Below are 12,306 nucleotides of genomic sequence, written 5' to 3' on the forward strand. Positions count from 1 at the left end.
TTATATATTTTAAATTATGTTCAAGAGTAATACAATAAACAGTGTAGCATAACAAACCAAAGGAGTTAGACATGGCTAAAAGAGTACCTAATGTAACTTTTAAAACTAGAGTAAGAGATGAGAGTATCGGTGGCTCAAATCCATTTAGATGGCAAGATATTACATCAGCAGATATTTTTGATAATAAAAGAGTAATTGTATTTTCATTACCAGGAGCATTTACACCAACTTGCTCAACCTACCAATTACCAGGTTTTGAAAACAATGCAGCTAGATTTAAAGAGCTAGGCATAGATGAGATTTATGTTTTATCTGTAAATGATAGTTTCGTTATGAACAAATGGATTCAGGTTCAAGGAATTCAAAATATTAAACCGATTCCAGATGGTAATGGCGAATTCACTCAGGCTTTAGATATGCTTGTTGATAAATCAAATATCGGTTTCGGCAAAAGATCTTGGCGCTATGCAATGATCGTAAATAATGGTGAAATTGAAAAAATGTTTGTAGAGCCAGGTAAGCGTGATAATGCAGATGATGATCCTTATGGTGAGTCTTCTCCAGAAAACTTATTGAAGTATTTAGAGTCTAAGTAATTATGAAAAAAGTTATTGTTGTTGGTGCGACCGGAACTATTGGTAAAGCAACTTTACAATCTCTCAGCAATGCTAACTTCCAGGTAGTTTCTGTGAGTTTTTCTGGTGAGAAAACTGATTTTGCTGTAGATATCCAAGACCCTGCGTCTATAAAGAGTTTATTTGCTGAAATTGGTAGTTTTGATGCTTTGGTATCAACTACTGGAAAAGTAGTTTTTAAAGATGTCACAGCAATAGCTCAAGCAGACTGGCATTTAAGCTTCAACAATAAACTTTTAGGACAAATCAATTTAGTACAAATTGGTTCAAAATATATTAATGAGGGTGGTTCGTTTACGCTTACTTCAGGAATACTAAATGTTGAACCAATAGCTATGGGTAGTATAGCTGCTACAGTTAATGCTGGATTGGAAGGGTTTGTAAAAGCAGCATCTTTAGAGTATAGCAAGTTTCGCATTAATGTTGTAAGCCCAACTGTGGTTGAAGAAGCTCTTGATAAGTATGCCCAGTTTTTTGTTGGCTATAAAGCTGTCAAGGCTGAAGAAGTAGCAAATGCTTACCTTAAGTCTGTAGCTGGAATAGCTAATGGTGAAGTTATAAAAGTAGGATTTTAATTATATATTAGCTATATAGTGGGATGCTATTTCTTCAGTTTCTATCATAGAATCTAAAACTTAATTAAGTTTTAGTATTTTACCAAGAGTATTAATCTTTTTGTGAGCTTGAAACAAGTTTAAGTTGACTGAAAATATCGCTTATTTTTTAATGTGATTCTATATATTAAGTTGAAAGAGTTATTTGTTTAATAACAGTATCAAATACTTCTTTTATAGAGAGTTCTGAAGTATTTACTATTATAGCATCTTTTGCAGGTCTTAGTGGTGCTACTTTACGGTTACGATCTTGAAAATCTCTTTGTTGAATATCTGCTAAAATTTTTTCAAAGTCAGGATTTTGACCTTTAGCCTTTAGTTCATCGTATCTACGTTTTGCTGTAATCTCAATACTAGCATCGAGAAAGAATTTATGCTGTGCTTGTGGGAAAACTACTGTTCCCATATCTCTACCATCAGCAACCAACCCTTGTTCAGTAGCAAACTCTCTTTGCTTGTCTAAAAGTATAGCTCTAACAGTAGGGTAAGCAGCAACTTTGGAAGCAAGCATTCCTATTTGCTCAGTACGTATCTCTTTAGTTACATCTTGGTTCGATAGAAATGCCTTAACCGAATCATCTTCAATTTTAAAATTGATGTCTAAATTTTTTAAAGTCTTACAAACATCACCTTCGTTTTCAAGATTGGCATTATTTTTGAAACAGTGTAGCGCAGCTAGTCTATAAATAGCGCCACTATCTAATAGCTTAAAATCGTAGTATTTTGCTAGAGCCTTCGCTAAAGTACCTTTACCAACGCCGCTTGGTCCATCAATTGTAATAATCTTAGAATTGTTCATTCTCAAATTCCTGCATAAACTGTACAAGTTTTTTGACATCCTCTAGGCTTACTGCATTATATAGACTTGCTCTGCAACCACCTACAATACGATGCCCTTTAAGACCATAGAAGCCAGCCTTACTAGCATAGTTTAGGAACTTATCTGTCAGCTCCTGTGTGGGTAAATGAAATATTACATTCATATTGGAGCGGTATTTAGGTTTGATATCATTTTTATAGATTTTTGAGTTATCAATAGTTGAGTAAAGTAAGCTAGCTTTTTGATTGTTAAATTCTTCAACGATGTTTAGATTGCCGAACTTTTCAATTAAGTACTCTAGCGTTAACTCAAATGTAACCCATGAGATTACAGAAGGTGTGTTATAGACTGAGTTTGATTTTTTTGTAGTCAGATAATCAAAAACTATAGGAGTAGTACTTTTTTCTTTAATTAAAGAATCTTTGACTATGACTATAGTTAATCCTGGGATGCCTGCATTTTTTTGGGCACCTGCATAGATTAAACCATAATCATTAACATTGATAGGTTTTGATAAAAAGCTTGATGACATATCACAAACTATTTCGGTATTGCATGACTTAGCAAGTTTATTAATCTGAAAACCATCTACAGTTTCGTTATCAGTATAGTATATATAATCATATTTATCAGCTTCAAAACTTTGTGCAATATCATCATCATATTTAACAGCATTTACATCTATAAATTTAGCTGCTTCTTTAGCTGCTTTTTCTGACCATTGACCGCTACATACATATAATGCTTTATTATATTTATCAGCTAAGTTCATTGGGATGGCAGCAAATTGGGCAGTAGCTCCAGCTTGCATTAACAGTACAGCATAATCATCAGGGATATTAAGTAAGTTTCTTAGATTTTTCTGAATAGAAGCATGGACTTCTTCAAAAACATTATCACGATGAGAAATCGATAATAACGATACTCCTGTATCTTTATAGTTTGACATCATTTGTTGTAGCTTTTGTATTATTGAGCTAGGCACAACTGCCGGACCTGCACAAAAATTAATCTTCATAGTAACAATAATCTCTATATAATAATTGTAGCTATATTTTATCAGACTCAACTAGTTTGTTATAAATAAAATATTAGTAAAGTTGAAAAGAAGAGCAATTTTTATACTGTTGTTTAAGAAGTTGAGAGTTATCAAAGTATATTTTTTCAAATTTACTAAATGAATTTTCAAAAATAATAACGCTTTTATCTGAATTATATGAATTTCTATAAGAAACTCTTATGTAGTATTTGTTATTAGTTCTATACACTCTAAAAGATAGATCAGCACCATATCCTGGGTTTGTTGTTAGTATGGTTTTTACTTTATTAGCTTTACTAAGTAAGTAAGCGATATTAAATTTAATACCAGTATCATGTCCAACAAATAGAATATATTTAGGATATTTTTTGTTGTTTGGATTTGAGATAATTTGTTTTATATCAAAAATTATTTGACTAATTACCACAGCACCATTAGAGTTAATCGAATTTTGTAAATAATCTTTTGTAAAACCAGCAAAACCATCTATTTCTGATGGAATAGTAGAGTGATAGCTATTAAAGTTAAATACATCTATTAAGTTATCTATATCTGAGTTTGTAAGAGCTTTATATGTCTTGAATATTGAGCAACCTGATTTTGAACAATAGTCTTTTAGTGGTATGAGTTGGGCTGCAAATTTAGCAATAGGTTGTATACATTTATAAGCCTGTTGTGGCGTAGAAACTGGACTATCACAGTAGTCATCTTTAGATATATAATTATTTTTAGTTAAAACTTCAGATAAATATTCTATTTTGCGCCATTTATCAAGCCAGCCAGGTGCAGAATCAATATTTTTGATATTTTTATGCATACTTAACAACGGATTTTTAGCTTTAGGTATAATCTCAATAACGTCTAAGTTTTTTATACGAGGGAACATCCCTAATAAAGCTGCTTGAGCACTAGCGATATCTCTATTAGTACCATCAGCAACAATGCAAACATCTTCGCGGCGATATTCAGTGCCTAAAAGTTTATGATATTCTTTGCTAAAATACTCCCCATTATATCTTTCCATATCAAATCCATATTGAGTCAACTGGCCAGCTGGGATGTTATCTATATTCCACAGTGGAGGGTATTCTAGGTTAGGGTCATATTGTGTTGAAGTGCGAGCACCATGTCTGATAATATCCGCAGCAAACACAATATTTGTATTAGTTAATAGGAGTTGTTTGGAATGGTATGAATCTTTTGCAAAGAGTAATGCTATAGTTATAAAGTATAGCATGAAGATATCGGTTATTTTTTTCATGATTAATCTTATAATATTTACTATTTAATCCAATCCCTAGGTTTTATATATTGGTAGACTTTTTCTTCTTCAGAGCCTGGCTCAGGATGCCAATTATACCTCCAAGTCGCCATTGGTGGCAATGATGAGAGTATCGATTCAGTTCGTCCTCCACTTTGTAAGCCAAATATTGTACCTCTATCAAACACTAGATTAAATTCAACGTACCTACCTCTACGATATAGTTGAAAATCTTTGTGCATTTGTGAGTATTGGATGTTTTTTCTTTTCTCTACTATTGGAATATAAGCATCTAAATACGAGTTTGCACAATCTGTCACAAAGTTAAAGCATTCATCAAAGGATTTGTCATTTAAATCATCAAAAAATAAACCACCAATTCCGCGACACTCATCACGATGTTTAAGATAAAAATACTCATCACACCATTTTTTGAATCTAGGGTAGTAGCTTTGATCATGCTTATCGCAAACATTTTTTGCTGTTTGATGCCAGTGAATTGCATCTTCTTTAAAAGGGTAGTATGGAGTTAAATCAAAACCACCGCCAAACCACCATATTGGATTATCAGTATTAGCGCCAGCAATAAAAATTCTAAAATTAGCATGTGATGTTGGCACGAAAGGATTGCGAGGGTGTATAACTAATGAGATACCTGTAGCAATAAATGATTTACCTACTAACTCTTGTCTTTTTGCTGTTGCTGATGGCGGCAGCTCATTACCATGAACTCTAGAGAAAGCTACTACACCTTTTTCAAATATTTCACCTTCCTCTATAATCATAGAGTTACCATAACCCTTAAGCTTTTGCTCTGAGGTGTTTGGTTTTTGCCATTTGTCAGAGATAAATTTTGCAGCATTTATTTCACACTGCTCTAGAGCTGTGGTAATATTTTGTTGAAGTTGTGTTAGAAAATCTTCAAATTTTGAAACTTTTTCTTGCATAAGATATTATAACCTTTGATTTTAAATTCTATTTTAGGTAAATAGAAGTTGAAATTAATAAATACTATTTTAGCAGTAGGGAAGTAAAATTGCTTGTAAAAAATAAAGCCTTTTCAATTCTTGAAATTGTATTACTACTAGTTTTTACGATAATTATTGCTAGCTCAATATATTCGATCTATGTGACACACAAGTACACTACACGAATTTCAAATAAGATGTCAAAATTAAAGCTGATAAAGACACAAGTAAGTGCTGAATTGAATTACGGTAATGGTCATATTGCTAAACAAAAGTCACAAAATGGCCTCTATGAACTAGCAAATATATCTGACAAAAAAGTTCATGATTATAGTTCTAGCAATATTCTAATTAAGGATAATGGCGAAATATCACTAAAATTTGATGATAGATATTTAGGCAAAGGAAATATAATAATGACGCCATATGTCAAATCAAGAACTAAAACAGAAGATCCATATATAATTTGGGATTGTTTAGTAACTACTAACAAAAAAATAGCACAAAATTTAATGCCCGAAGAGTGCATTGTTGAATTAGTTAATAAATAGTTGCTATTATTAGTCTGTAATAGTATAATTTTTTCTTGCTCTTTGCTATACAAAATATATGTATAGCTTATCAGTAAAAAATAATCAAATGATAAACCGGAAGGAGTTTATAAAATGAAACATTATGAAATCGTATTAATGATTCACCCTGATCAATCAGATCAGTTAGATGCAATGCTTGGTAAATACCGTGGTATAATCGAAGAAAAAGGCGGTAAAATCCACAGATTTGAAGACTGGGGGCGTCGTCAATTAGCTTATCCTATCGAAAAACTTCACAAGGCACACTATGTACTATTTAACATTGAGTGTCCAACTGAGTCTCTAGAGAAGCTTCAAGAATCTTTAAGATACAACGATGCTATTTTACGTCGTTTAGTTATCGCTAAAAAAGAAGCTGTAATAGAGCCATCTGTAATGATGGAATCAAACGAGAAAGAAGTAATTTAATAGAGGAATTGTATAAGATGAGTCGTCGTAAAGTTTGTCGTTTCACTGTAGAAGGTGTAAAAGAAATAGATTATAAAGATGTTAATAAGTTAAAAGCTTATATTACTGAAACTGGTAAAATCGTACCAAGCCGTGTAACTGGTACATCAGCTAAGTATCAAAGACAGCTATCAACAGCTATCAAAAGAGCAAGATTCTTGGCGTTACTACCATACTGTGATCGTCACTTTAACTAATACTGGAGGTTGATTACAATGCAAGTTATTTTAAAAGAAAAAGTTGAAAACCTTGGTATATTAGGTGATATCGTAAATGTAAAACCAGGTTACGCAAGAAACTTCCTTATCCCATTTGGTAAGGCTGTCCAAGCAACTCAAGCAAATATTAAAGCTTTTGAGATGCAAAAAGCTGAGTTAGAAAGGGCTGAAAAAGCTAGATTTGAAGCAGCTATTGCTGTTGCTGATGCAATTAAAGGCAAAGTTTATACTATAGCTGCTCAAGCAGGTGAAGGTGGTAAATTATTTGGTTCTGTAGGCACAGCTGAAATTGCTGTAGCAATCTCTAATGAATCTAGTAAGAAAATTGAGAAAAGCCAAGTGCGTATGTCAGAAGGTGTTATCAGAACTCTTGGTGAATTCGAACTTACAGTTCATGTATACACAGATGTAGATGCAGATATCAAAGTAAATGTTGTAGCTGCTGAAGCTTAGTTTTATAATATACAAACTAACACTGTATTCTAATAAATATAAAAACCATGTGTTAGACATGGTTTTTTTGTATTTAAAGCAAGGGTTTTGATGTCTATGGATTATCAGTTTAAAGCTGCTGAAACAACTTATTCTCTAGAAGCAGAAAAAGCTATCTTAGGGAATATATTGCTATACAATCAAAATATAGAGTTGGTAGAAGATTTTCTTTTAATTGATGATTTTTTTGATAAAAGACATAAAACCATCTATAAACAGATTGTTATGCTTAATCAAGCAAACATTCCGTTTGATGTACTAATATTAAGTGAATATCTTGCCACGGAGGGTCTTTTAGAAGAAGCCGGTGGCGAGACTTACATCATAAATTTAGCTGCTAATACACCTTCAATATCAAATATTAAGACGTACGCTAATATCGTAAAAGACAAGGCTAAGCTTAGAAGTTTACAAAATAGCATAAATGATATTGTTCAAAAGATATATTCAGCAGATTCAAAAAATCCTGATGAAGTTATTGATTATGCTGAGAGTAGAATACTTGATGTAGCTAAAGAGCGAGAAATACTTACCAAAGGCCCAGAGTCGATAAAGACTGTGATTCCAAAGCTTGTAGATAGAATGAGTGCTATAGTGGATTCTAGTAGCGGTTTGACTGGCATATCAACAGGCTTTATAGATCTTGATAAAATGACATCAGGCTTACAAAGAGCAAATATGGGTATCATAGCTGCTCGACCATCTATGGGTAAAACTGTTTTAGGAATCAATATAGCTCAAAATGTTGCAAAAGTTGCTGATAAGCCAGTATTAGTTTTTAGTCTTGAGATGCCATCAGAAGATATTGTAACGAGGATGCTAGCTAGCCAAGCTCGAGTAGAGATGAATCTTCTTAAAGAATGCAATAGGTTAAATGATGCCCATTGGGTCAAAATCACTAGCGCAATGAAAACTTTAAGTGAAATGCCACTATACATTGATGACACATCAAGTCTAACTCCAGCAGAGTTGCGCTCGAGAGCGCGTAGACTATATAATGAGCATGGTGGTTTAGCAATGATCTTGATAGATTACCTACAGCTTATGAAAATCCCAGGTTATGAGACTAATAGAACGCTTGAAGTATCCGAGATATCTAGATCGCTTAAAGCTTTAGCTAAGGAATTAGATATACCAGTTATAGCGCTATCACAGTTAAATAGAGCTGTTGATGACCGTAAAGATAAACGACCGATGATGTCAGATCTAAGAGAATCTGGCGCGATTGAGCAAGATGCTGACTTGATTATGTTTATTTATCGCGACGAAGTTTATAATAAAGATAAAGAAGACAATAAAAATCTAGGTGAAATAATAATTGGCAAGCAGCGTAATGGCCCTATAGGAACTGTGCATGTGCGATTCGATGGTCAATTTGTTAGTTTTGCTAATTTAACCAATGAAAATGATCATATTTTACCTGGTGACATAGGGTATAACGAATAATATTCATATAAGACTAAAAGAGAAATTTCATGCAACAAGATAAAGTTAATTTACTTGGATTAAATCAAAAGGCTATAGAAGATTTTTTTATTTTTATAGGTGAAAAAAAGTTTCATGCGCGCCAAGTTTTTAAGTGGATTCATAAAAAGGGTGTTATTGATTTTGATGCTATGACAGACCTTGGTAAAAGTTTACGCCACAAACTTAAAGAAAAGGCGGAGATAGTTATCCCCAAAGTAGTATTTAGTAAAGCATCGAAAGATGGCACGCATAAATGGTTAATCGATGTAGGTGGTAGTGCAGTTGAGACAGTATTTATTCCAGAAGAAGGACGAGGGACATTATGTGTATCTTCACAAGTTGGCTGTACTTTGAATTGTAGTTTCTGCTCTACTGGTAAGCAAGGATTTAATAGAAACTTATCAGCTGCAGAAGTTATTGCACAGCTATGGATAGCAGCTAGAACATTATCAAAAACTAATGGTGAACATGATTTCACAGTGACAAATATTGTTATGATGGGTATGGGTGAACCATTGTTGAATTTTGACAATGTTGTTCCAGCCATGGATATTATGATGGATGACTTAGCTTATGGATTATCTCGACGCAAAGTAACTCTAAGTACATCTGGTGTAGTTCCGAGAATATATGATTTATTGGAGCAGTCAGGAGTATCTTTAGCAGTATCTTTACACGCGCCAAATGATATGCTGCGTAATGAAATCGTACCTATCAATAAAAAATATAACATTGGTGAGCTTCTTGAAGCATGTAAGCTGTATGCTCAGAAAGGTCCACACAAGCACATCACATTTGAATATACTCTAATGGAAGAGGTTAATGATAATTTATCTGATGCTGAAGAGTTAGCGACGTTATTAAAATCTTGCGAAGTTCCTGCTAAAATTAATCTTATACCGTTTAATCCATATCCAGGTACACCTTATAAAAAACCAAGTAATAATCGTATTCATAGGTTTAAAGAATTTTTGCAGCATAATGGTTTTGTTACTACTGTGAGAAAAACTCGTGGTGATGATATCGATGCTGCCTGTGGTCAGTTAGCTGGTGATGTTATGGATAAAACTAATAGAAAGCAAAGATACCTAAAGAAGCTTGGAGATACTAATGCAAATTAGTTTAAAAAAAATTATAAGTGTTGTTGTGTTATCAACTCTTTTATCATCATGTATGACTTCAGAAAAGCCTGCTCGTAATTCTGTTCAAGGTAGTTCTCAAAGGCAGCAAAAAAATTTAAAAGACAATCTTAGTGCAAATAGCGCCGAATTTACTTCACCCGATGAATTTACAATTAGTAAAGCTGACTATAAAAAGGCCACGATTTTAAATGCAGAATTAGCTATCGTGTACTCAACAGAGGGGTATTTAGATAGAGCAAAAAGTAAGCTTATCAAAGCACAAGATTTATCAAAACAACATGGCTATAATCTTGCTATTGTTGATTATGCCGCAGGGTACTATTATCAAAGTATAGGGGCAAATTCAATTGCTAAGAAATATTATCAAAATGCTTTGTATAATCATCCCAAGGATTTTGAAGCAATGAATTTTTATGCGCAATACCTATGTGGTCAAGAATCAAACTATGCTGAAGCACAAAAACTCTTTGATAAATCTTTGTATACTCCTAATAATAATGATATGGCTCAGACACTATTTTTGTATTCTCAGTGTATGTATAAGCAAGGTAAAAAAGACCAGGCACTTGTGTATATGGAAAGAGCTAATAGATTTAGACAAAATTACAGAGCTGCTAAGTTAAGACTAGCAGAAATGTATTTTGAAAGAAAAGATTATAAAAATTGCTATAAAGTTATTTATAGTATGAAAGATGATTCAGCATTCTTTAATAACAAGCGTATTTTGGATTTAAGATTAAAATTAGCTGAATATGCACATAATAAAAATCAAGCTGCAGAGGTAAGACTAATTTTATCTTCTAACAACTATAATGATGAAGACATTCAAAAATTCTTCTCAGCAGCAGATCAAGAGGATATCGATAAAAATGCATAGAGCAAAGCAAAACAATGACAAAAATCCTGAAAGATTACAAAAGCTTTTAGCAAAGTATGGTATTGGCTCACGAAGAAAAATAGAAGAGTATATTGAGCAAGGTAGAGTTAAAGTAAATGGTAAAATTGCTACTTTGGGAGATAAAGCTACCGAAGGTGACAAGATTAGTTTTGATGGCAAGGCTCTACACTCATATGGTCAGCCAATGACTAGACCAAGAGTAGTAATTTATCATAAAAGAGAAGGTGAGGTTTGTACTAGTAAAGATGAAAAAGATCGCAAGACTGTCTTTGATTCATTACCAAAATTAGCAAAGTCGCGCTGGATAATGGTAGGGCGCTTAGATATTAATACTACAGGCTTACTACTTTTTACCACAGATGGTGACTTAGCAAATAGATTGATGCATCCTTCTTATCAAATTGAAAGAGAGTATGCTGTGCGTGTATTTAGTGAACAATTATCTGATGAAACTATCAATAAACTTAAAGAGGGCATACAGCTAGAGGATGGTATGGCTAAGTTTAATAGTATAAAATTTTCAGGTGGTGAGGGTGCTAATCTTTGGTATTATGTGACACTTTCTGAAGGACGTAATCGAGAAGTAAGAAGAATGTTTGAAGCGGTAGGGGTTACAGTTAGTCGACTAACGAGAATTAGATTTGGTGATATAGTACTTCCTAAATTTGTTTCACGTGGCAAAACACTAGAGCTTAATCCTTCAGAAGTTAATCGACTTAGAAAATCTGTTAAGTTAAAAGAGTATAGTTTTCCTAAAAAATTAGTTGAAAGATTAGAGAAAAAATAATGAGCTTTGTAAGTCAGATAGAAGAAGTTTTTGGTATAGATATGTGGGAGTTAAAGCCGCAATATAAAGCTATGCAACAAAATCAAGCTACTAATGACACTCAACAACAAGATGAAATTATTACAGCCAATCAAAATCATTTAGAACTTATCTATTCAAATGAAGTTACAAGTTCTAAAATTATAAATATTCTTTTATCAGCTAAGTTAAATTTAGCTTTTCTAAAAAATATTGTTAATAGTCTTTTTTTTAATTCAAAAGTTAGTATCTATAAGTCAAATGATATTAGTTTTTTTGAGAAGCTTGAAGGTATTAATCTCTGTGAAAAAGACCTGCTTAGTGATAATACGGAGTTATTAAGCATCCAAAATAAGAAATATATATTATCAAAGCTATATGAGTATGCAGATTTCTCTTCTAAGTAATATTTTTTTTGCTAGAGTTGTTGAGTTAATAAGACTTTCTGATAAAGATTTCAGTTGGTCAGATAAGCAAATTTTAGAATCTTTGAACAAAGATTTAGCTTTAGGTCTATTTAAAAATCAACAACTTTTAGCTGTGGCTATTTTTAGCAAAATATTCGAAACAGCTGAGCTTTTATATATTTGTGTTGACATGACTAAGCATAATAAAGGCTTAGGCTCTAAGCTTTTAGAAAACTCAATTTGTTATCTCTCTAAGCAGCAAATCAAAGAAATATTTCTAGAAGTAGATGTTAATAACCATAGCGCTATCAAACTTTATCACAAGCTTAATTTTAGTAAAATATCATTGCGTAAGAATTATTATAAAAAAGCTGATGGTAGTCAAAGTGATGCTATTGTTTACCAATTAAAGATATAAAACTACAAGATATAGCTAATTCGCTATAAAAGTAGTATAAACAATCCTTACTCATTATCCTGAACTGTTTCAAAAACTCAAT

Annotated in this window: 16 protein-coding genes; 12 read left to right on the forward strand and 4 right to left on the reverse strand. The window is 32.6% G+C overall.

Features of this window, described 5'->3' with window-relative positions:
- The first annotated feature begins 71 nt into the window (after nucleotides 1-71).
- Complete coding sequence (locus CGC45_RS03860) at nucleotides 72-596, forward strand: peroxiredoxin (protein ID WP_071629042.1); 525 nt, start codon at nucleotides 72-74, stop codon at nucleotides 594-596.
- 2 nt (nucleotides 597-598) lie between these two features.
- Nucleotides 599-1,210: a short chain dehydrogenase gene (locus CGC45_RS03865; protein WP_071629043.1), complete on the forward strand. Its 612-nt coding sequence runs from the start codon at nucleotides 599-601 to the stop codon at nucleotides 1,208-1,210.
- A gap of 166 nt (nucleotides 1,211-1,376) precedes the next feature.
- Here the strand turns inward: CGC45_RS03865 and cmk are convergent, their stop codons facing one another.
- The 4 genes from cmk to hemF all read right to left on the reverse strand — a co-directional run bounded on the left by cmk (nucleotide 1,377) and on the right by hemF (nucleotide 5,316).
- Nucleotides 1,377-2,048: a (d)CMP kinase gene (gene cmk / locus CGC45_RS03870; RefSeq protein WP_071629044.1), complete on the reverse strand. Its 672-nt coding sequence runs from the start codon at nucleotides 2,046-2,048 to the stop codon at nucleotides 1,377-1,379.
- The gene (gene serC, locus CGC45_RS03875; protein ID WP_071629045.1) at nucleotides 2,035-3,087 is read right to left on the reverse strand and encodes a 3-phosphoserine/phosphohydroxythreonine transaminase; all 1,053 of its coding nucleotides are present in this window, start codon (nucleotides 3,085-3,087) and stop codon (nucleotides 2,035-2,037) included. The genes cmk and serC overlap by 14 nt, the downstream gene beginning before the upstream one ends.
- 73 nt (nucleotides 3,088-3,160) lie before the next feature.
- Nucleotides 3,161-4,369 (reverse strand): histidine phosphatase family protein, encoded by a 1,209-nt coding sequence (locus tag CGC45_RS03880; protein WP_071629046.1) that lies wholly within the window; start codon nucleotides 4,367-4,369, stop codon nucleotides 3,161-3,163.
- Nucleotides 4,370-4,389: 20 nt separating this feature from the next.
- Complete coding sequence (gene hemF / locus CGC45_RS03885; RefSeq protein ID WP_071629047.1) at nucleotides 4,390-5,316, reverse strand: oxygen-dependent coproporphyrinogen oxidase; 927 nt, start codon at nucleotides 5,314-5,316, stop codon at nucleotides 4,390-4,392.
- An 89-nt stretch (nucleotides 5,317-5,405) separates the two neighbouring features.
- On the opposite strand from hemF, the gene CGC45_RS03890 reads away from it, so the two are divergent.
- From CGC45_RS03890 to CGC45_RS03935, 10 genes are all read left to right on the forward strand, one after another.
- On the forward strand, nucleotides 5,406-5,888 hold the full coding sequence (locus CGC45_RS03890; RefSeq protein WP_240308763.1) for a transposase: 483 nt from the start codon (nucleotides 5,406-5,408) through the stop codon (nucleotides 5,886-5,888).
- A 114-nt stretch (nucleotides 5,889-6,002) separates the two neighbouring features.
- Complete coding sequence (rpsF, locus tag CGC45_RS03895; protein WP_071629048.1) at nucleotides 6,003-6,338, forward strand: 30S ribosomal protein S6; 336 nt, start codon at nucleotides 6,003-6,005, stop codon at nucleotides 6,336-6,338.
- A gap of 17 nt (nucleotides 6,339-6,355) precedes the next feature.
- Complete coding sequence (gene rpsR, locus CGC45_RS03900; RefSeq protein WP_070083940.1) at nucleotides 6,356-6,574, forward strand: 30S ribosomal protein S18; 219 nt, start codon at nucleotides 6,356-6,358, stop codon at nucleotides 6,572-6,574.
- A gap of 18 nt (nucleotides 6,575-6,592) precedes the next feature.
- Nucleotides 6,593-7,048 (forward strand): 50S ribosomal protein L9, encoded by a 456-nt coding sequence (gene rplI, locus CGC45_RS03905; protein ID WP_071629049.1) that lies wholly within the window; start codon nucleotides 6,593-6,595, stop codon nucleotides 7,046-7,048.
- A gap of 90 nt (nucleotides 7,049-7,138) precedes the next feature.
- Complete coding sequence (gene dnaB, locus CGC45_RS03910) at nucleotides 7,139-8,533, forward strand: replicative DNA helicase (RefSeq protein WP_071629050.1); 1,395 nt, start codon at nucleotides 7,139-7,141, stop codon at nucleotides 8,531-8,533.
- Nucleotides 8,534-8,562: 29 nt separating this feature from the next.
- Nucleotides 8,563-9,675 carry a dual-specificity RNA methyltransferase RlmN gene (gene rlmN, locus CGC45_RS03915; RefSeq protein WP_071629051.1) on the forward strand — a complete coding sequence of 371 codons (1,113 nt, stop codon included), beginning with the start codon at nucleotides 8,563-8,565 and terminating at the stop codon, nucleotides 9,673-9,675.
- Complete coding sequence (locus CGC45_RS03920) at nucleotides 9,665-10,573, forward strand: pilus assembly protein PilF (protein ID WP_071629052.1); 909 nt, start codon at nucleotides 9,665-9,667, stop codon at nucleotides 10,571-10,573. Before rlmN ends, CGC45_RS03920 begins: the two co-directional genes overlap by 11 nt.
- Nucleotides 10,566-11,381: a 23S rRNA pseudouridine(2605) synthase RluB gene (gene rluB / locus CGC45_RS03925; protein WP_071629053.1), complete on the forward strand. Its 816-nt coding sequence runs from the start codon at nucleotides 10,566-10,568 to the stop codon at nucleotides 11,379-11,381. Before CGC45_RS03920 ends, rluB begins: the two co-directional genes overlap by 8 nt.
- Complete coding sequence (locus tag CGC45_RS03930; RefSeq protein WP_071629054.1) at nucleotides 11,381-11,806, forward strand: chloroquine resistance protein; 426 nt, start codon at nucleotides 11,381-11,383, stop codon at nucleotides 11,804-11,806. The genes rluB and CGC45_RS03930 overlap by 1 nt, the downstream gene beginning before the upstream one ends.
- Nucleotides 11,784-12,224: a GNAT family N-acetyltransferase gene (locus tag CGC45_RS03935; protein WP_071629055.1), complete on the forward strand. Its 441-nt coding sequence runs from the start codon at nucleotides 11,784-11,786 to the stop codon at nucleotides 12,222-12,224. Before CGC45_RS03930 ends, CGC45_RS03935 begins: the two co-directional genes overlap by 23 nt.
- Nucleotides 12,225-12,306 lie beyond the last annotated feature (82 nt).

The sequence above is a fragment of the Francisella opportunistica genome, assembly GCF_003347135.1.
In the GTDB taxonomy this organism is placed as follows: Bacteria; Pseudomonadota; Gammaproteobacteria; order Francisellales; family Francisellaceae; genus Francisella; species Francisella opportunistica.

Coding starts and splice junctions, on each gene's coding strand:
- CGC45_RS03860 (WP_071629042.1), top strand. CDS start 72: ATGGCTAAAAGAGTACCTAATGTAACTTTTAAAACTAGAGTAAGAGAT.
- CGC45_RS03920 (WP_071629052.1), top strand. CDS start 9,665: ATGCAAATTAGTTTAAAAAAAATTATAAGTGTTGTTGTGTTATCAACT.
- rluB (WP_071629053.1), top strand. CDS start 10,566: ATGCATAGAGCAAAGCAAAACAATGACAAAAATCCTGAAAGATTACAA.
- rlmN (WP_071629051.1), top strand. CDS start 8,563: ATGCAACAAGATAAAGTTAATTTACTTGGATTAAATCAAAAGGCTATA.
- serC (WP_071629045.1), bottom strand. CDS start 3,087: ATGAAGATTAATTTTTGTGCAGGTCCGGCAGTTGTGCCTAGCTCAATA.
- dnaB (WP_071629050.1), top strand. CDS start 7,139: ATGTCTATGGATTATCAGTTTAAAGCTGCTGAAACAACTTATTCTCTA.
- CGC45_RS03930 (WP_071629054.1), top strand. CDS start 11,381: ATGAGCTTTGTAAGTCAGATAGAAGAAGTTTTTGGTATAGATATGTGG.
- cmk (WP_071629044.1), bottom strand. CDS start 2,048: ATGAACAATTCTAAGATTATTACAATTGATGGACCAAGCGGCGTTGGT.
- rpsF (WP_071629048.1), top strand. CDS start 6,003: ATGAAACATTATGAAATCGTATTAATGATTCACCCTGATCAATCAGAT.
- rpsR (WP_070083940.1), top strand. CDS start 6,356: ATGAGTCGTCGTAAAGTTTGTCGTTTCACTGTAGAAGGTGTAAAAGAA.
- CGC45_RS03880 (WP_071629046.1), bottom strand. CDS start 4,369: ATGAAAAAAATAACCGATATCTTCATGCTATACTTTATAACTATAGCA.
- CGC45_RS03865 (WP_071629043.1), top strand. CDS start 599: ATGAAAAAAGTTATTGTTGTTGGTGCGACCGGAACTATTGGTAAAGCA.
- hemF (WP_071629047.1), bottom strand. CDS start 5,316: ATGCAAGAAAAAGTTTCAAAATTTGAAGATTTTCTAACACAACTTCAA.
- CGC45_RS03935 (WP_071629055.1), top strand. CDS start 11,784: ATGCAGATTTCTCTTCTAAGTAATATTTTTTTTGCTAGAGTTGTTGAG.
- rplI (WP_071629049.1), top strand. CDS start 6,593: ATGCAAGTTATTTTAAAAGAAAAAGTTGAAAACCTTGGTATATTAGGT.